The organism is Dendronalium sp. ChiSLP03b, assembly GCF_034531165.2.
Classification (GTDB): Bacteria; Cyanobacteriota; Cyanobacteriia; order Cyanobacteriales; family Nostocaceae; genus Dendronalium; species Dendronalium minutum.
Map to the genome: position 1 here is coordinate 38,739 of NZ_JAVRBR020000083.1, position 19,400 is coordinate 58,138.

The following is a 19,400-nucleotide window of genomic DNA, read 5'->3' on the forward strand; positions in this document are numbered from 1 at the left end:
TAGTGTATAGATAAACCGGATTCGAGATCAGGACTCGGTATAGAATGACCTCCGAACAGATAATTAGGCGTTCCGACATATTGAATACCCAGGTGATTACCCGCGACAATGGCAAACGGCTAGGTATCGTGAGTCAAGTCTGGGTAGATATAGATCAAAGAGAGGTTGTGGCTCTTGGTTTGCGAGACAGCCTGATCTCTATTTCGGGTCTGCCGCGCTACATGTACCTCAACAACATCAACCAATTCGGCGATGTCATTTTGGTCGATAACGAAGATGTAATTGAAGATATTGAAGTTGAAACTCTCAGCAACCTGATTAACTGGGAAGTAATCACAGAAACAGGTGAAGTCTTAGGTAGAGTCCGAGGCTTCAGATTCAATGGTGAAACTGGTAAGATTTCTTCCATAGTCATCGCTTCTCTGGGATTGCCCCAAATTCCCGACCAATTTCTGAGTACCTATGAGTTTTCAGTGGATGAAATCGTCAGCACCGGCCCCAGCAGGTTAATTGTGTTTGAGGGAGCCGAAGAACGGGTGAATCAGTTGACAGTTGGTTTCCTGGAACGCCTGGGTATCGGCAAAGCACCATGGGAGCGGGATGCAGAAGAAGATTACAGCTATAGTCCGCCTAAAGCAACTCCAGCAGACAAACAACTGCCTAGTGGAGTGCCGTTACAGCCACCCAAACCCAGAGTTCGCACCCCTGAACCCATAGCACGGGAAGAAGAGTGGAATGAAGATTATGTGGAAGAAGAAAGACCACGGCGGGAAGTGATGAGGGCAAGACCCTACGAGTCCATTCAATACGAAGAAGACGAAGAAGAAGATAACTGGAGTGATGAAACGGGTAGGGATAGGTATCAACCACCAAAATACGAATCTCAGCCCTATAGTAAGCCATACACCGAACAGTACGATGATTACGACGATATAGACGGTGACGCTTGGGATGATGCTCCAAAGCCAGTGAATATTCCTAAGAAAGTCAAGGAAAGACAGCCAGAATACGAAGAAGAAGGCGGATATTAACTAATTAATAATTCGTGAGGGAGTTGCCGTCTTGGCGCTTTGCGTCGATGGCAAACTCCCGTTAGCGTAGCGTTAGCGAGCTTGCGAGCGTCACCCGAAGGGTAATTCGTAATTAAACCCGTAAATTACGAATTATTTTAAGACTACCCCAGCCCTCTCCTTACTTACAAGGAGGGGCTAATTTTTTAGACAAGTAGCTGGACAAGAATATTTACTGTCATTGCGAACAAAGTGAAGCAATCCCAAACCCCTGCGATTGCTTTGTTTCACTTCGTTGCACTCGCAATGACATTGTGTAATTAATTCTGTCCGATTACTTACCAGTATGGTGCGTTATGCTGTCGCGACAAAACTAATCCCTAATCCCCAGCTTGTTTTACGAAGGCACATTTGCGAATTTTGTCAAGAACCTAAATGCTTTAAGAATATAACTGGCGCAATCTTTAGGAGAGGTATTGTAAAATGATCGCCACGCGCTAGCCTTATCCTCATCATAGCGATCGCCTCGTTCGGGATGGTGTTCTAACCATGCCAAGCGCACGGCATGGCCGATTAATACATCTAACACGATATATTCTTCAATTTGTAGATTCGGGTTTTTGGCTGCGATCGCAGTTAATTCTATCAAAGCTTCAATATTAACTTGGCGATATTCGGCAGCTTCGATTTTATTGAGTAAATGCTCAACTCGCAAGGCAAAATTTCTCTCGCCAGCTGTCATCTCCGACAACATTAACTCACTGTCCAAACGATTACGGCGCTCTAATTTATCGCCAATCACCAGACCTTTACAATGTTTTAGCAATAGCCAAACTTGCTTGAAAAAGTCTTTTGGTACGCGGTTTAGCGCACCTTCTGCTTGCCTAAACCTTCGCCAACCGCCTGCTGGGACTTCCATTTCTTCTGCGATCGTGGGTAGCACCCAATCAATGTCACTTTCTTTTTGCTTGATGTGCAATGATTCTTGCTGGCGCAATAGGTTACTCATACCTGTATAACCAGTGAGTACCTGACGCAAGCGCATTTTCACTTCAAAAGGCGAAAGTTCCATTAAGTATTCGTAGGCTTCATCTTGAGTTACGTGTAACTCTTGAGCTAATTCGCTGGTAATTAGCAGGATGAGATAGCCGACTCGCAACGTCAGCAGTCCCCGAAATAGTTCGCTTTCCGATCGAATTAAGACACCAAGATAAATAATAATTTCTTGTGTGAGAACGCGATCGCGTATATCCTCACGACAAAAATGATTAATTTTCTCGGCAATTTCGTTGTGAGACATCGGCACAGCTATCAGCGAAGCTTCACTATAAGCTTTACCTACAGATATTTGCTTACCCCGCACCAAAATACTCGTCACTGCATCCGACAACCCGATATCAACCATCTGCCGCAACCCCGCAGCACGACGTACTACTGCCCAAATACCTAAATCTCCAGCTTTGGTGTAGACTTCATCGAGCAAATCAGCTACTGTAACGCGATACTGCGGATCGCCATACCCCGTATTAAACTCTAGTCCTTGCAAACGAATCAAAGTCTGCAACAACTCAATTTGCTCGTAGAGATTCTCTGACGATCGCAAAGCCGAAAGTAACAATCCCAAATTAGTTTCGCACTCCATTTGGAATTCTTGAGTATGCCCCAAGCGCCAGTTTTTCCCTGGATGATAAGCCAAGTAATAGCAACGTGGTGCAGCATCTTTCAACGACGACTGGGAGAAATTCTCATCCTGGAGAAAATCAATTCTTTGAATGCCAGCTGTCAGCATCAGTTGATTTAGTCGCCCTAATTTTACTTGCACGCCATTGCAAATACCATTTTTCAGTTCTTGCATCAGTTCTAGTAATGCTTCAGAACCGATTTCTAACATAGTGTGCGTTAACATTAAAGTCAGTGTAGGACGACCCAAATCACTCCAATATTTTTGAATGTAAGCAAGTTCATTTCTGATTTGGTCGAGTAGAAAATGGTAATCAAGAGTTAAGTAAAACTGTTGTGAATCTAAAAACGACGGCAAAAAGACAATTGTCTCACCGTGAATGCGAAAGATTCTGGATGTTGTCAAACTCCGCAGCCGCCGTACCGGACGACCAGTTAAACCGAGTTTGTCGTTGCGACCGATTTGGGTATAAATAGCTGAAAGTTCCCCGGCTTTTCTAACTTGAATTGGTTCTACTTGCTTGGGTGTTTGTGTTTCAATACCGTGAACTTCTAGTTTTGTCTGTAAATCCTCATCTTCTGCAAGTAAGGCAATTTGCACCATGGATTCGCGGTTTTTTCCCACAGACAAGTGTCTTCCCAAAGGGTCTATATCTCCAACTGCCAGCAATCCTTCACTTAACATTTGACCGAGAAAATATAAACTCTGTGCCCACACTAAGGGGATATTTTCATTAGGTAAGCGGGTTTGACTTTGAGGTGCTAACTTTTCTGCCTCTATCTTTTCTGCTGGCACATAATATAATTCTGGTAATAGATAACAGCCATTGCGTTCGATTAATAATGACTCTAAGCGTTTTTGATATTCTTTGACTTGTTGTCGATCGCCACGAAATAATCCATCAAGCACTAAATAAGTGAAAAATAAAGGCCATTCGCATTCGATATGCTCGAATTGCTTGAGTTCCCAAGGTTCGTAATGCAAGCGTTGAGAGTCTTCTAAAACAGTTTGATGCCCATCTCGCAGAAAGCGTTTGCAGCCATATTTTCCCTGGAGTTTGTTGATAATGTCGTTGAGAGTGCGATCGCGAAGCGTCTCCGTTCGCGTAGCGTCTGCTGTAGGAGAAGGAGATTCGCGTAATTGCACATCTTCTACTGCAAAAGCAGGATAACTAATAATACTCAACAGTGCCGCATCAATTTCTTTTGAACCAGATTCTCTAGGTAATAGAGATTCTAATGTAATCCGCGCACGAGCAACTTCATCTGGCAATACATGAATCACTGATGCTTGACTACCACGCACACCAAATAAATCCAGCCCGTTGATAGCTTCTAAGGCGGCTTTTGCCATACCTACAGAACTAGCGTTTAACTCGGCATTACCGCGATTAATTTTATTACCCCGTTCCCAAATGCCATAGTCTGGTGTGCGGTAAGCTCGTCCAATGTAATAAACTAAATTTTGAATGAAATTTACTTCATCAATCGTATAAATTATTTGCAATCCCGAAGCAGTCATTTCTGCCAGCATCAGTAAAAATATAGATGTGGCATCAAGTTGCAAATGTCCCCATTTATCATCGCCAACAACGACATCGCCAGTAGAGGTATTGTATTTGGCGTGTAACCCATTTAATAGTGACTGAGTATGTTTAAATCGTTCTACTTTATGCGCCTGTCGCATCATGGCAAATAACAGGCCGCGCATCAACTTGGTGACACTATGTTCTAATTCATAAGTGCGTCCCTTATCTTCATCAACCTTGCGGTATGCAAGTGCTAAACCCCAAACAGCCAAAATGCTGTAAACATTGTCTCGTACCCAAGCATCGGTGTAATCGCCGTGGGCAGTTATTGCAGTACTCGCAGGTAGCAAACCAGTAATCGGATTCTGACGTGCAAGGATAATAGTCTTGATTTGCTGGTAGTAATACTCCAGTCGAGTTTGCAATTCGGTGGCTGTTTTCATAATTTCATTAAGGGCAGACGAAATTTGACCCTGTGGCTGTGAAGTGAATTATGTAAGCCAAGCCAAAACACGTTCTGTCATAGGCAATGGGATTACAGCTAAGGGTAGTAGAAATTTCTTATTATCTCGTGTAAGGGTATTTAGTTACTCAATTTTTAACGAACTAAAACCGAAAATCCAGATTTTTTTAAATCTTTACAGCTACGTAGTCTATTTTATACATTTTTTAAATTATTTTTGTTAATTCTAGAGAGTGAATAACAATCATTCAAAAGATGCAACGAGAATTAATAGGAAATTAAGTACATTGTAGATGTTAGAGCGTTGTCACAAAAAAATCATTAGAAAAGGGGATTTATTATGTCTCTGCGCTATAACGAAAATCATGCTCCATTAGTGAAAGTAGTTTATTCCCAAGTTAAGATTAACGGTAAAATTGAGTTAGTACCATTAGAACTATATGCTGATGGTTCACTTAGACGGTCTGTTGGGTAAGTGAAAGTAAAGGCACGGCACCAGTAAAATTATTGTACACAGGGAAACATGTAGATGCCGTGTCCCTCTCAGCAAAATTTAAAATGGTATAAGATTTGAGCCTCTAACTAGCGCGGCGACGCACTAGCAAAATATAAAACAAGCACATTTTGATGATATTCCTCAAAGCCTTACTGTATAACGGTTCTAAAATGTGCAAGTTAAGAGACTAAGTGAACTCTATAGTCTCAACAAACTCTAAAATTCTTTCTTTCATGTCCTCGACTTCTTCTTCAAGAGAACCAGGATTTTCATCTTTCAAAAAACTACGTTGACTGCTCACTATATACAAGAAATCAGCATTAATAAAAGTGAGAAGACCCCGGTAAGCATCTAATCTGTTAGCAGTTCCGTTATTTTCTTGCTGGGAAATTGTTGAACCATGAGGCATATCGATTAACACGAAATAAGCTCCCATCATCGTGTCTTCTAAATATTCAGTATATTTTATCTGAGCAGTTGGCACATTAGCTAAAATCGCTTGTGGTACATATTTGTCTACTAGAATTGATTGAAAGTATTCTTCCTGTGCCACGGACTCTAGTTCGTCCAACTGTTCTAGAGGTATAGGATAATAATCAATTCTCAGCAAAGTACCGAAGTCATCAGAAAAGCCAACTACCCCTTCTTGACTTTGAACTTTACCTCCCTGTTGAGGGTCTACTGGAATTGGGACTGTAAAATTACCTGAAGGTGACTCATACAATTCCTCAATTATTGTTTCATCCTCGTCTGCAAAATATTCTTCATTTTCTGCTTCTTGAAAGGCGGCAATTACCTCCTGTATAATTTCTTCCGCTTCTTCATCTTCAAGTTCTAAAGCTTTCTGTAGCTTTTTAAGGTAAGGCTGTTTATCCTTGGGAATAATCAGTTCTTCTTCGTCTATTAGTACGATTACCCCTGCGGCAAAACCATCCAGCACCAGCTCGTCAGAGAGGGCTTGACTTGCAGAATTAAATAAGGAACCAAGTCCCTCGTCTTCTACAATGCCAATAAGTCTATCAACTATTTCTGTGATTTCATCTTCTGAGTACTCTTCAAATACCTCGAATTCCCAAAGAATACTGGCTAAGATTTCTGCATCTACCTCTTCAACAGCAGAATCAGCAATGGCAGTGACAACTGCAACTGCTGCTACTCCTTCTTCTGGACTCAGTGATTCTTCTGAAACTTCTGATGAATTAAAAATTTTGTCATAATTGGTCATAATTATTACCTCCTTTGCTTGCTAGTAATAACAGATGGAAAGTGACAATGGTTCACTGAGAAATACAGCGAACATTCTCTTAAGAAAGTTGCTAACACATAGTTGATTCAGTCTTTTTCAAGACATTCTCAGTATTAATTAAGACTGGCTGTGAAATACTTTTTGTACAAACTTCTGATTGTCTGTGCTTTCATTTGAGGCATACAAAAATCGCTCAGCGATGTTTTCATAGAAGCTGGGATCGGTCCAGTAACCCATGTGCCCTTCGAGTCCCCAGGATGCCTGATATTTCATTTCAACGTTATCTAGGTTCTCATAGTAATCCAGATGTCCGCTGATGGGGTCTTTCAGGTAATAGTAATTGACCCAATGGATTTGCTCTAGTTGGCATATAACTGGGTTTTGGGTCAAGTATGTACTTTGTAGTGCAAATTCTGGTTTGACGCGGAAGGAGTTAAGATGTTCTAACATCCGCTGTCGAATATACTGGTCTTGTTGTGCTGTTTCACGCAGAAAAAAAGCAATTTTATCCAGTGGTGAACCAAAGGTAATTAGCCCTTTAATCTTATCCAACAACAGACTTTTACTCTTATTTGGAGTTAGAGTGGATTCAATGCAGAGAAGGTTTAATGTGTCGTAGGCAATACAGCTCCCGAGAGAATGTCCAGTTAGTATTACTTGGTCGTAATTTGCTTGTTTATCCTTGAGAATTGCTTTTAGTAATGTTAGGGATTCTGTCAGTATTTGCTGGCGAATCTTTTGGTAAGGTGATTTTGGGTCGGTAATGCTATAAATGGCAACATCACCAACGAAATTAACTAAGAGCGGAGTGACAAGTTGTTTACTTAGTTTCCAGGCTGATTGCAGAAAACGACCTCTAAGAAACGGACCTACTAATAATAGAATTAACCAAAGTACCAGTCGCAAAGCTGGATATACAAGGTTAAATAGTCGGAGAAACATTGTGAGCGATCGCAGTCGGAATTGAAATAAACCTTTTCTTTTGTTATCAGCCAAAAGCCTCTGCAATAGGTCTTTATTTTCCTGGCGATTGTAAAACTTAATTGTGCCATCAAGTGTCTGCTCTGCCCATTGCAATAACTCAGGTATACTGATTTTATTTTCTGTATTATGCGCCCAGTAGTATTCGTGAATATCAACGAGCCAATTTTGTTCGCTATCAATTGAACTTACTCTTACAAAGCTTTCTGTCCAAATGGAGCCATTTGATAGTCTGCGTTTAGCAATTAAATGTTCTAGCTTCAAAGATAAACTCTGGTTATCAAAGTATTTGAGCAAATTCCGGGCGAAATAATCCATAGTTTCAAAAGGATTTTGTTGCCCGACTCCGTGAATGATAAAAAATGCTGTGCGACCCTTGGGAAACCTTAGATTAATATCTTGATGGCTCATAATGACCAGTTATATAGAAAATAATTTGGTTTTAATAGTTGACCCTGACGATCCATCTGCTGCAAATTCCTTTAATAGCTTTTGTGAAAATGACAGATGCAACTTATACTTACACTAGTTTGAAGATAAATTACTGAATACCATAAAAATTCTCTTTATAAATTGTCTTAAGAGTTTTATAAATTCCTGCTTTAGATATGCTTGATATGCCAGTATATTTTTGTAAAAAATATTGACATTTGGACATAATTATACATAGTAAATTAATTAATCTGGAGCGTAGCAAAAAGTGGTGCAAATGATGAACCTACGATATCTCACGACAAGCTGCGTCTAGGCACAGAAAACTTGGGAATAGGGAAATGTCTTAATCCTATGACTTAAGCCACACTTATAGAGATGACCACTGCAAATCACGACTGCTACAACTGCTGATTTTTATCCTCTAGCAAATGAACTACGCCTAGAGGTGTAGCTATAAACTAGCTAGCGATAGATACTTCTGCCAAGAGAAGGATGGCATAATACCGTTGTTTGTAGCGACACTTGGTACTTAGCACTGCTGTACTCATGACTCTGCAAACTCAAATTCTATGAAATTTTGCAGTTTTTATGGTAGAAACCCCTCCTTCCCAGTTTTCACCGGAGCAATACAAAGTAGATTCTGCACAAGCAGAAGTAGAAGCTATTATACAAGCACCGCCATCAGATACTGAGATTGACCTAGAGTTTCTTTACACTAGAGATATTGAATTTCGTCAGGAAACAATTTACTTTCTCGTGGTCGATCGCTTTTATGATGGGGACCCCGATAACAGTGAAGGTGTTAACTCAGAACTATACGATCCCACGGGACAAGATTGGGGTAAGTACTGGGGTGGCGACTTGCAAGGTGTCATCGATAAATTAGACTATCTCAAAAACATGGGAGTGACTGCAATTTGGTTGACTCCTTTGTTCGAGCAGGTTGAAGAGTTATTTGTTGGTAATGCGGCAATCCACGGCTATTGGACAAAAGACTTTAAGCGGATAAATCCTCGCTATATTGCACAGGGAGAAGACCCTTCTTTAAACAACACTCAAGAAGCGAAAAATACGACCTTCGATCGGTTAATTGCAGAACTGCACAAGCGCAACATGAAGTTGGTGCTAGACATTGTCTGTAACCATAGCACTCCTGATACCAGCGGTAGTAAGGGCGAATTGTATGACGATGGCGTTAAAATCGCTGACTTCAACAATGATGTGAATAACTGGTATCACCATTATGGCGAAGTGCAGAATTGGGAAGACGATTGGCAAGTACAGAACTGTGAACTTGCCGGTCTAGCAACTTTCAATGAAAACAATACTGAATATCGTGAGTACATCAAGTCAGCAATTAAACAATGGTTAGACCGGGGTGTGGATGCACTGCGGGTGGATACTGTAAAACACATGCCTATTTGGTTTTGGCAAGAATTCACTGGCGATATGAGCAATCACAAACCAGATGTGTTTATTTTTGGTGAATGGATTTACAGTAATCCCAGTGACGATCGCTCCGTGGAATTTGCTAACCATTCAGGCATGACACTTCTAGATTTTGGGCTGTGTGTGGCGATTCGAGCTGCACTGGCACAAGGTTCAGAAAATGGATTCCAGACAATTCAATATATCTTTGACCAAGATCATCGCTACAGTGGGGCAACAGAGTTAGTTACCTTCATTGACAACCACGACATGTCTCGCTTCCAATCGCTGAACCCCGATCCAGCGATGCTGAGGGTGGCGATCGCTCTGATTATGACTTGTCGTGGCATTCCCTGCATTTATTACGGCACAGAACAGTATCTGCATAATGATACTGATGGCGGTAACGACCCATACAACCGTCCAATAATGGATAAATGGGATACCGATACCGAGATTTATCGTTATATCAGGCTATTATCTGGCTTGCGGCGATTGAATCCTGCTATATCAATGGGTAGCCACTGGCAAAAATACTTGACACCCGATGTTTATTGTTATGTACGCCGCTATCGTGACTCTCTGTGTTTTGTAGCACTCAACCGGGGTGGAGAAGTCACTCTTCCAGAAGTAGTAACAGAACTACCTGATGGTGAGCATACCTGTGTGGTAACTCGCAACAAGTATGAGGTAAAAGACGGGAAGATTTATGACTTAGTACTCGAAGAGCGCGGAGTCATTGTTTTCAGTCACGTTGGGGAGCGGATAAAAGCGCAGACTATAGTGCGCGTACAACTCAACGGCGTGCAGACTCAACCCGGCGAAACTATTGTAGTGACTGGAAACTGTCCAGAGTTAGGTAATTGGGATATCAGCAAAGCATACCCTCTTGAGTACATCAATACCAATACCTGGTTTGCGGAGATTCCCTTTAATGAGAGTACTGGTAATCTGATCGCTTATAAATACGCTATGTGGCGCGAAGGGCAATCGCCCCTGCGTGAAAATACAGTACCCCGCCGTTGGGTAATTGCTAAAGAAGGCACCGTAAAATGGCGTGATACTTGGGCATCAGGACGAGAATCATAGAAAAGATCGAGTATCAAAGGGCGCTGCGGTCTTTCCCCCAGTGTTGATTATTTGTGAATTCATCAGGTGAAGAGCGATCGCTCTTCACCAATTTTTTTGGAATCGAAAGGCTAATGCCGAGATTACCCAAGTGCGATCGTTGTACATAGATTTGCTCATTCTATTTAGCTTTTATAGGACACCAGCAACAGACTGAAATTATCTTCTCAATTATTGCCAGCTTTTAAGAAATATTTTGATTACTATATCAATGTTCTAGGTTGTGATTTGAATTTACAGCATTATTGACTTCATGAAATATTTATAGATATCAAGTGATTTCTTGTACGGTTATGTTAAACGTTATCTCTCAAATTTTATATTTAATTATAAGTATTTTCTCGCTGGCAAAATAAACATATAATTGTTAACTTTGTTGTGTTAATTCATCAATATGAATTACTAGAAAATAACAGTTATCAATTTATTTTCTACTTGTTATAACTGACTGAGAACTTAAATTTTGCACAAGTCATATCATTGACCAGTAGATAAATTCTCCGGCTGATAGCAAAAGTAAGCTTGAGCTTTATTTCCAGGATTTTTAGTCTATTTCAATAGGTTAAAAATTTCATGTGTAATTTTGTTGATTGTAAGGTGCAAGATATAAAACTGTTAAAACTAAAGGAATTGTTTTATGGAAAAAAGAAAAGAAAATAGACGAATATTTTCAAAGATTATCTCGTTTATATCAAATCGTATAACCTTAATTTTGCTCGCAGCTACTCTTGTGTTATTTGGCGGTAGATTTGAGCTAGCAAGAGCAATTCAACCTAACTTTGAGGCAGCAAGCGTAACTCAACCTAACGCCGAATTAGAAATTCAAAAATTAACAAACTGTTATGCGCTTGGAACTGATGCTATTGGTAGTGGAAACCTCCAAGAAGGCAAAAAGATTTATCGAGATTGTTTTACTCAAGATGCACAGATCACGGCTATTTTCCCTGATGGGGCCAGTGAAACACGGTTTGGTACAGATGCTTGGGCAGATTTTGTCTACTCAGTATTCCAAGGAAATGGATATCAGGCTACTCAACACCTGATGGGTACGATAAACGTCTCAGTTCGATCCGATCGTGCAAAAATGTCCTCTTACCTCCATGCTACTCACAAGCGTTCAGATACTAGCATTGATGTTGCTAATGGCACTTATGAAGATGATGTGGTTCTCAACAGAAATGGGCGCTGGAAAATTAGCAATCGTACTCTCAAACTCATCGATTTCTTGAACTTGAGTTCTCCAACCACTCCAACTGCCAGAACTGCCCCAGCAGAACTACACATACCACGCATGAAGCAATAATTGCTTAAGAATGCGAATTTAATAAACACTAATTTTTGTAGTGGCATGGCAAGGCTAAAATGTTGCATTAAAAATCTCTGAAAAATTGAAGTTTAGACACATAATCGAATTTTTCTATTGCACTACTTTAGCCTTGACACGCCAGTAGTGGCATGGCAAGGCTAAAATGTTGCATTAAAAATCTCTGAAAAATTGAAGTTTAGACACATAATCGAATTTTTCTATTGCACTACTTTAGCCTTGACACGCCAGTAGGGTGTGTTACGGCTTCCGTAACGCACCATCCAAAGGTTTTGGTGTGTTAGCCTGCGGCATAACACAACGCCAGTTGCTATAACGGAGGGAACCTCCATAGCGCACTGGCTCCCCTACGTGTATTTCAAAAAGTCCTATATAAAATACTGTAGCGATTACTCCCAAGTTTGTAGCGATTACTCCCAAGTTTGTAGCGAATACTCCCAAGTTTGTAGCGATTACTCCCAAGTTTGTAGCGAATACTCCCAAGTTTGTAGCGAATACTCCCAAGTTTGTAGCGACTACTCCCAAGTCTGTAGCGACTACTCCCAAGTTTGTAGCGACTACTCCCAAGTCTGTAGCGACTACTCCCAAGTCTGTAGCGACTACTCCCAAGTCTGTAGCGACTACTCCTAAGTCTGTAGCGATTACTCCTAAGTCTGTAGCGACTACTCCTAAGTCTGTAGCGATTACTCTCGTGCTTTCTACCTTTTGCCTCTTGCCTTCGGACATGAGTAATTATATACCGAGAGATTACTGGTATAAGCTAAAAATTTTACGATCGGAAATTGCGATTTATGCTGAACCGGAATCGGGTTTAATTGAGGCAAGCTAGCTGTAGAAGTATCTTAAAAGAGCAAATTTATGTCTCGTAAAAAACGTACATCCCGCGTTTTAGAAAAAGTTGAGTTAAGAGCCGCTGGGATGAAATCGATTGTTCCAAGCATTAAATTTGACGAAGATTATACTTTAGAAAAACTGATTGAATCAATCGAAAAGTTACGTAACAAACTTGATGTTCATAATAGCGCTCTGGCTATAGTTGATTCTTCTTTAACAGAAGTTGAAGAGATGGAAAAAAACTTAAGGCAGCTTTCTGAGAAAATGTTAATGGTGGTTGCTATCAAGTACGGCAAAGACAGCGCTGAATATGAAATGGCGGGTGGTGTTCGCAATAGCGATCGCATTCGCAAAATGAGATCGAGCCGCTTAAAAAATATTGCAGAACAAGTATCAGATAAAAATGGGAAAACTGCATAGAAAACGAGGTAATTTGAGATTTAAGATTTTTGATTGAACAATCAAAAATCTCAAAGGCGCTTCTAATTCTGACGTGAGTTCGATGAACCTCTCCCTCCCAACCTCCCTCTCCCACGGGGAAAGGGAGGAGCAACGAAAAATTAGGGTTTTGGCTCCCCTCTCCGCGCCGGAGAGGGGCTGGGGGAGAGGTCAAAATAGGGCTTGTCGAATTCACGTTAATTCTGGCTTAAGCAAGCTCAAGCTATGGATAGCCTGCAATTGAGCCAACGCCGATTTAGCTAGGCGATCGCCAATCGAAATCTTCCAAATAAAATAATCAATCGCTTGGGTGAGCAGGGGGAGCAGGAGAGGCAGGGGAGGCAGGGGGAGAAGAAATTAGATACTGGTATTGGATGCAGGAATTGAGTAATTTAATTATTGGATGTCCTCAGAGAGGAGATAGCTGGGTAATTATTTCATCTCCCTTGCCAGTTGCAAAGTTAGCAAAGCGCTCTGCTAAGGGTGGTACGATGACAAGGGGATTGCTAAAACCAGAGAAAATATGTAGGCTCTCAAAACCTGGAATAGCACCGATTAAAGGTAGACCATTGCTACTAAATGCTACCAAGCAGTGATGCCAAGTTCCTGATAAATTCTCTAAAGCTGGTAAAACTTTCCCAACACTTTTTCGCAACCAAATTTCACTTTCTTCAGAGTTGACTTGAGCATGAGGATCTGTGAGAATACGGCTAATTTGACCCAAGCGCAAACTACCATCTTGAAACTGAATCGCACCCGCATCTAAAATTGGCGGTACTGGTTGATTACCATATTCATTCCATAATTCATCAACTCCAGTAGATTCAGCTTCGAGTTGAAACCGTTCCAGATTAGCTGGCATTACCAAGGTGTGTAAATGCAAATCAACAGGTGAAGTTTCAATAATTTCTGCGTGGGTAAAATACAACTTAATAGAAATTCCAGATAATTGTAGTAACTGTCGGCTGAGTCCACCCGCACAAATTACCACGTTAGCACTATAGTAATTTGTAGTAGTTGTTTTTACACCATTTTTTAGTACTTGCAATACTTGAGCTATTTGCATTTCACCCCCAGCACGGAGAAAGGCTTGAATGTAAGCTTTTGCTGTTTTTTCTGGGTGAATGTGACCATGTTTAACAGTTAAAGCACCTGATATTACCTCTCGATTTAATAACGGTTCCAATTCACAAGCCTCTTGGACGTTAAGTAAGCGAGGCGGTATGGCAAAACGAGTATAAGATGCCGCAGTTGCTTCTGGATCGCTATTGGCTGAAATAGTTAGTAATAAATCTACTTCCCGAAACTGAATATCAGCGTCTAACTCTTGAGACAAAATTTGGTAGCGTGCGATCGCTTCTTGGCATAATTGACGAGTTAAGGGTGTAGTACCAGACCAATAGGCAAGTCCACCATAACTATAGCGAGTTGCATTTTGGGGTGTTGCGTGTTGTTCTAACAAAAGTACAGCAAACCCTTTTTTTGTCAATTCGTAGGACAGTGCAGCACCTGTAATTCCACCACCAACAACAATCCAGTCGTAGGTTTTCATATTAATAAGTAGCTTGCAAACGTTGTAAAAGATATTCTCCCGCAAGAATGGGTGGATATATAGGTTGCTCTCGATCGCAACCCAAGCAAGCAATTTCTGTATCATCATTAGGATGACAGAAAAAAGCAATAGAATATCGAGACTGTTTTACCCTACTGTCATTGGGAATTATTACTCGATGCTTAGTCGAGCAAAACACATGATTTGTCCAGCGTTGCATTAAATCGCCAGTGTTGACCACTACCGTATCAGGAATCGCGGGGGCTGCAATCCAATCTCCTGTTTTTGTCTGCACTTCCAACCCTCCGACTTCATCTTGAAAGAGTAAAGTCAGACTGCCATAATCAGAATGCTCGCCAGCACGTACTTGTCCGGGTTTGGCGAGTGTTTGCAATGGGGGATAATGCAGCGATCGCAAGGTATGATGTTGTCGATTGTGTCTTGTAGTAAAAAAATCTTCTGGCAATTCTAACGCTAAAGCAAAGGCTTGCAACACTTTGTTAGCAATTTCCGTGCAGGCTTGAAAAAAGGTGAAAATTTCAGGGTTTTTGGCTGGAGATATAGAAGATACGGTGGGACAAGTTAATTCTGCTTTACTTACATTAAACGCTTCTTTTAAATCTCCTGGTTTATTGGAATCTAAGCTTTCTCTCTCAATCCCAACGTAACCTGTGTTACTAAATTCGTTACTCCAAGCTAGCTGTTGCTTCACTGTCAAAGGTAAATTGAAGAAAGATTTATTCAGTGCGAATACTTGCTTAACCAAATCTTTTGAGATTCCCGGATTTTGCAAGTACACAAAGCCAATTTCATGGCAAGCTTGATAGACTTGTTTCACTACTCTTTGCCGAGTTACTGCATCACCATTGCTGAAAGCAGCTAAATCAATTACCGGAATTGCAAACATTATGGTCTGACGTTATATTCCAAAAGTTCTTGGCCGAGTTTAAGTTAAAGCTAGAGAACCAGCAACGCGCTAGTGGTAGTTTAAATCAAAGTGCGATCGTTCCAGCTTATCTACTTTATCTATGTCTAAACCTGCTGATATCAGTACCAAACACCTAATTAGTCTTGCACCCGATAATTGGGTAAAATGGGTAACACAAATACCTGATATCATTGCAGGTGAAATTCTTAACTCAGAATTTCAGTGGCTCAGTAGAGAAAGTGATGTCCTCATTCGTGTTGAAAATCCCCAGTACGGAAAATTTCTCGTTCTCAACGAATTGCAACTGCGCTATCAACCAGAAATGCCACGACGGATGCGTGCTTACGCAGCCTTGCCGAAGAGAAGTATAATTTACCTACCTATTCAGTATTGATTAACAATATTGCCTTTGAAACCCGTTCCGTTACCGTCCTTGCTTCCCTTTGTACCATTCTCAAAGGTGGTGAGAATGAAGTTGTAATACGAGAAGCTTTACAAATTCTGCGTGCAGATAAACAATTAAACCAACTCGAAACAGTTCTAGCATTTTTTGCTACGTTTGTAATAGAAAGCGCCCTAGTCCAAGAAATAATGAGGTGGGATATGGCTGTGTTGCGTGAGTCGCCTTGGTATCAGGAAATTTTATGTGAAGGAGAAGCACGCGGACGAAGAGAGGAATTGTATTCAGGTATTGAATTGGCATTAGAGATTAAATTTGGAACTCCTGGCTTAGAATTAATGCCAATCATTGACCAAATCACAGATTTACAGCGATTAAAAGAGATTCAGCAAGCTATTAAAACGCTAACTACAGTTGAAGAACTACAGCAAGTTTTGTGATTAAACAGTATTCGCTATATAAAAAATTTGCCAGTGCTATGACAACTGCTACACCATCATTTAATATCCCCAAAAAGCTACCTTTTTTGGAGTCAATTTGTTGGCAGACAATAAGTGTCTATAAGTTGACTCCAGAGCAAATGCTTAGTCGCTATGAGCGTGGTTGGCAGTATCGCCAGTTATTTAACAATCTTGAAGGCGAAGAACTAAATTTCGTTAAAGAACTCGCCAAATATTATCATTCGTGGCTAAAAGCCAATTTATGACATTCATATTTGATTACCATAATAAAATTTTGACGATTCTTGAAAGCTTCAATTCTAATTTACTTAGAGAGGGTTCTGCTTACTTCGGTGGTGGAACCCTTCTTGCACTTGATTTTACAGAATATCGTTTTAGTAAGGATATTGATTTCATTTCTCCTGTAGGTACATCAGGCTACAAATATCTTCGCACAGTTGTATTTGAAAGTGGATATGAAGGACTGTTTCACGATTTGAGTAAAATCCAAATTGGACGTGGCACTACTGACCAGTATGGAATTCGGATGATAGTTCTTGTGGATAATCTGCCTATCAAAACTGAAATTATTGCTGAAGCTCGTTTTGAACTAGATCCACCAAGATATCCAGAGTGGTCACCTGTTCCTTGTTTAAGCCTTAATGACTGTTTTACATCTAAACTTCTAGCAAATTCCGATCGCTACATGGATGACAGTGTTGAAGCCAGAGATTTAATCGATTTAGCAATTTTGAGGCTGCAATCTCCAATTTCCCAGCAATCAATTGAGAAAGCGGAGAAAGCGTATGAAGTTATACGCCCTTTGAAAAGGGCGATCGAACGTTTTCAGGAAAGACAAGATTATAGACAGGAATGCTTTATTAGTCTGCAAATTGATGAGGCACAGATACCCAGAATTATTGATGGTATCGATTTGTTAGCTACTGATTTAGGTTTAACTATTACGCAAAGGGTTTTCAAAGAACAGCATGATATTTTTGCCGATTTAAAAATACAAGAGAAAAAAAACGAAAACTGAGCGCCAGATTTCTGGAACTGTAAACTCAGTTGCTGTATTATGACTGGTTTGCTAATCGGTTCAGGAAAAAGTTATGGCTCAAATTCGGCGAATGCCTCTGGTAATTGCGATCGCAGTTAGTATCCTAGTTACACTTGTTACCATTTTCCCAGGTATACCCGCACGTTCTCAGGCAATTCAAACACCTTCAGTTGTTTCTGCAAACCCTGTTACTCAAGGTGTTGACCTTGAGCGTTCATTCAGAGAACTGGGCATAGAAGGTTCAATTCTAATTTACGACCAAAACAACAAAAAGTTTTACGAACATAACGCTGCTCGCAACTCACAAGCATTCTTCCCCGCTTCAACTTTCAAAATTTTCAACTCTCTGGTAGCCTTAGAGACTGGCGTGATTCCCAATGAAGTAGCTGTTTTGACTTGGGATGGCATTCAGCGGCAAATTCCGGTTTGGAATCAAGACACCAACATCCGCCAAGCTTTCAAAAATTCCACAGTATGGTTTTATCAAGTATTGGCTCGAAAAATTGGTCGCGAACGGATGCAGAAATTTATCAATCAAGTTGGCTACGGCAACCGTCAAATTGGTACACCTGAGCAAATCGACCGATTTTGGTTAGAAGGGCCGCTGCAAATTACACCCAAACAACAAATTGAGTTTTTGCAACGCCTTTACCACAAAGAGTTACCTTTTTCTCAACGTACTTTCGATTTAGTTCAAGATATCATGGTCTTTGAGCGCACCCCCGACTATGTACTGCGAGGAAAAACAGGTTGGGCAACCAGCGTCACTCCTAACATTGGTTGGTTTGTGGGATATTTGGAACAAAACAATAATGTCTATTTCTTCGCCACAAATATCGATATGCGCGATGCTGATGATGCTGCTACTCGAATTGAAATTACTCGGCGTAGTCTCAAAGCTTTAAAATTGCTGTAAAATTTGCCACTCTAATAAATAGAGGCGATCGCATGTTCCAGCATTCGTTACTATTAAAAGGTTGTCTACTGTCGGCATTCAACGTTTTACAGCGATGCAGCTACACCAGAGGAAAAGAATATGTCGTTGCTGGAATTGAGGCTCGATACAACACATGAGGCTGTTGATTGGGTCTGTACGCTGCTGGCTGAAAATATTGATATGGATGATGTTCAGATCGCAAAATATGATGCTCAAAACTCAAGCGATCTGGATGTAGATGCTTCTTGGTCGTTTACGATTCGTTTGTATCTACCATACGATGTCCATGCAAGGGTACGCATGGAAAAAATTGTGAATCTGCTTTCCTCCTTGCATCGTACAGGACTAACAACAGCAATTCAGGCAACTGTAGTTGAGGAGAAATTCTTAGGTGCAGATATATCTAATTCCCTCGTTCGTCGAATTGGGAAAAGATTTGTTGTACTTACTCCAGATGCAGTTTATCAATCTGAGGCAGCAGACGAAGTAATTTTAAGACTGAAAACCACTCCTGCATTCGGTAGCGGTTTGCACCCAGCAACTATTCTTACCCTCAAATTACTTGAACGGTACATAGTTCCTCAGATGCATGTCCTCGATTTAGGATCGGGTTCTGGTATTTTAAGTGTAGCGATCGCCAAGCTGGGGGCAACAGTTTTAGCATTAGACAACGACAGCATTGCCGTACAAGCCACTCAGGATGCTGTGCAGCGTAACGGCGTAGAACAGCAGGTGACAGTTATTCAAGGAAGCTTAGGCTGTGGCAGCGATCTGGGGCATTGGATGGGTGGCGACACAATCGACAATGTGTCCAAAATCGAAGCAAAAGAAAGCTTTGATATTATAGTTGCGAATATTTTAGCAAGGGTGCATATTACCCTTGCTGAAGATTATCGGCGATCGCTTCGTCAAACTGATACACATCCAGGACTACTGATTACAGCTGGTTTTACCAGCGATCGTGAGGAAGATGTTGTTACAGCCTTAACAGAAGTAGGATTCGAGGTCATCGATTGCGAACGATTAAACGAATGGGTTGCGTTTGTTTATCGCATTAAGTAGAGACGCGATTAATCGCGTCTGTACAATAG

At 40.9% G+C, this 19,400-nt stretch carries 17 protein-coding genes; 11 read left to right on the plus strand and 6 right to left on the minus strand.

Going from position 1 to position 19,400, the window contains the following annotated elements; all coding sequences use genetic code 11:
* The first annotated feature begins 44 nt into the window (after positions 1 to 44).
* Positions 45 to 1,031: a PRC-barrel domain-containing protein gene (locus RMY31_RS20035; RefSeq protein ID WP_409878111.1), complete on the plus strand. Its 987-nt coding sequence runs from the start codon at positions 45 to 47 to the stop codon at positions 1,029 to 1,031.
* A gap of 376 nt (positions 1,032 to 1,407) precedes the next feature.
* On the opposite strand, the gene RMY31_RS20040 is transcribed toward RMY31_RS20035, so the two are convergent.
* The gene (locus tag RMY31_RS20040; protein ID WP_409878112.1) at positions 1,408 to 4,662 is read right to left on the minus strand and encodes a glycoside hydrolase family 15 protein; all 3,255 of its coding nucleotides are present in this window, start codon (positions 4,660 to 4,662) and stop codon (positions 1,408 to 1,410) included.
* 360 nt (positions 4,663 to 5,022) lie between these two features.
* Between RMY31_RS20040 and RMY31_RS20045 the strand changes: the two genes are divergently transcribed.
* Positions 5,023 to 5,157 (plus strand): hypothetical protein, encoded by a 135-nt coding sequence (locus RMY31_RS20045; RefSeq protein WP_409878113.1) that lies wholly within the window; start codon positions 5,023 to 5,025, stop codon positions 5,155 to 5,157.
* A 208-nt stretch (positions 5,158 to 5,365) separates the two neighbouring features.
* On the opposite strand, the gene RMY31_RS20050 is transcribed toward RMY31_RS20045, so the two are convergent.
* Complete coding sequence (locus RMY31_RS20050) at positions 5,366 to 6,403, minus strand: hypothetical protein (protein WP_409878114.1); 1,038 nt, start codon at positions 6,401 to 6,403, stop codon at positions 5,366 to 5,368.
* Between the two features lie 138 nt (positions 6,404 to 6,541).
* Positions 6,542 to 7,816 carry a hypothetical protein gene (locus tag RMY31_RS20055; protein WP_409878115.1) on the minus strand — a complete coding sequence of 425 codons (1,275 nt, stop codon included), beginning with the start codon at positions 7,814 to 7,816 and terminating at the stop codon, positions 6,542 to 6,544.
* A gap of 612 nt (positions 7,817 to 8,428) precedes the next feature.
* Between RMY31_RS20055 and RMY31_RS20060 the strand changes: the two genes are divergently transcribed.
* Both RMY31_RS20060 and RMY31_RS20065 read left to right on the plus strand, forming a co-directional pair.
* Positions 8,429 to 10,357 (plus strand): alpha-amylase family glycosyl hydrolase, encoded by a 1,929-nt coding sequence (locus RMY31_RS20060; RefSeq protein WP_409878116.1) that lies wholly within the window; start codon positions 8,429 to 8,431, stop codon positions 10,355 to 10,357.
* Between the two features lie 751 nt (positions 10,358 to 11,108).
* On the plus strand, positions 11,109 to 11,699 hold the full coding sequence (locus tag RMY31_RS20065) for a nuclear transport factor 2 family protein (RefSeq protein ID WP_409878117.1): 591 nt from the start codon (positions 11,109 to 11,111) through the stop codon (positions 11,697 to 11,699).
* A gap of 261 nt (positions 11,700 to 11,960) precedes the next feature.
* On the opposite strand, the gene RMY31_RS20070 is transcribed toward RMY31_RS20065, so the two are convergent.
* Entirely contained in the window at positions 11,961 to 12,446 is a 486-nt protein-coding gene (locus tag RMY31_RS20070; RefSeq protein WP_409878118.1) for a hypothetical protein, read from the minus strand.
* Positions 12,447 to 12,578: 132 nt separating this feature from the next.
* Between RMY31_RS20070 and RMY31_RS20075 the strand changes: the two genes are divergently transcribed.
* Complete coding sequence (locus tag RMY31_RS20075) at positions 12,579 to 12,974, plus strand: hypothetical protein (RefSeq protein ID WP_409878119.1); 396 nt, start codon at positions 12,579 to 12,581, stop codon at positions 12,972 to 12,974.
* Between the two features lie 427 nt (positions 12,975 to 13,401).
* Here RMY31_RS20075 and RMY31_RS20080 read toward each other — a convergent pair whose 3' ends face one another.
* Positions 13,402 to 14,544 (minus strand): FAD-binding oxidoreductase, encoded by a 1,143-nt coding sequence (locus tag RMY31_RS20080; RefSeq protein ID WP_322658581.1) that lies wholly within the window; start codon positions 14,542 to 14,544, stop codon positions 13,402 to 13,404.
* 1 nt (position 14,545) lies between these two features.
* Positions 14,546 to 15,451: an isopenicillin N synthase family dioxygenase gene (locus RMY31_RS20085; protein ID WP_322658580.1), complete on the minus strand. Its 906-nt coding sequence runs from the start codon at positions 15,449 to 15,451 to the stop codon at positions 14,546 to 14,548.
* A 121-nt stretch (positions 15,452 to 15,572) separates the two neighbouring features.
* On the opposite strand from RMY31_RS20085, the gene RMY31_RS20090 reads away from it, so the two are divergent.
* The 6 genes from RMY31_RS20090 to RMY31_RS20115 all read left to right on the plus strand — a co-directional run bounded on the left by RMY31_RS20090 (position 15,573) and on the right by RMY31_RS20115 (position 19,371).
* Positions 15,573 to 15,866, plus strand: coding sequence for a hypothetical protein (locus RMY31_RS20090; RefSeq protein WP_409878120.1), 294 nt, complete (start codon positions 15,573 to 15,575; stop codon positions 15,864 to 15,866).
* On the plus strand, positions 15,863 to 16,312 hold the full coding sequence (locus tag RMY31_RS20095) for a hypothetical protein (RefSeq protein WP_409878121.1): 450 nt from the start codon (positions 15,863 to 15,865) through the stop codon (positions 16,310 to 16,312). Before RMY31_RS20090 ends, RMY31_RS20095 begins: the two co-directional genes overlap by 4 nt.
* A 38-nt stretch (positions 16,313 to 16,350) precedes the next feature.
* Positions 16,351 to 16,578, plus strand: a complete 228-nt coding sequence (locus RMY31_RS20100; RefSeq protein ID WP_409878122.1) for a hypothetical protein — start codon at positions 16,351 to 16,353, stop codon at positions 16,576 to 16,578.
* A 29-nt stretch (positions 16,579 to 16,607) separates the two neighbouring features.
* On the plus strand, positions 16,608 to 17,351 hold the full coding sequence (locus tag RMY31_RS20105; RefSeq protein ID WP_409878123.1) for a nucleotidyl transferase AbiEii/AbiGii toxin family protein: 744 nt from the start codon (positions 16,608 to 16,610) through the stop codon (positions 17,349 to 17,351).
* Between the two features lie 73 nt (positions 17,352 to 17,424).
* Positions 17,425 to 18,288, plus strand: a complete 864-nt coding sequence (gene blaOXA, locus RMY31_RS20110; protein ID WP_322658577.1) for a class D beta-lactamase — start codon at positions 17,425 to 17,427, stop codon at positions 18,286 to 18,288.
* A 120-nt stretch (positions 18,289 to 18,408) separates the two neighbouring features.
* Complete coding sequence (locus tag RMY31_RS20115; protein WP_322658576.1) at positions 18,409 to 19,371, plus strand: 50S ribosomal protein L11 methyltransferase; 963 nt, start codon at positions 18,409 to 18,411, stop codon at positions 19,369 to 19,371.
* The last annotated feature ends 29 nt before the right edge of the window (positions 19,372 to 19,400 follow it).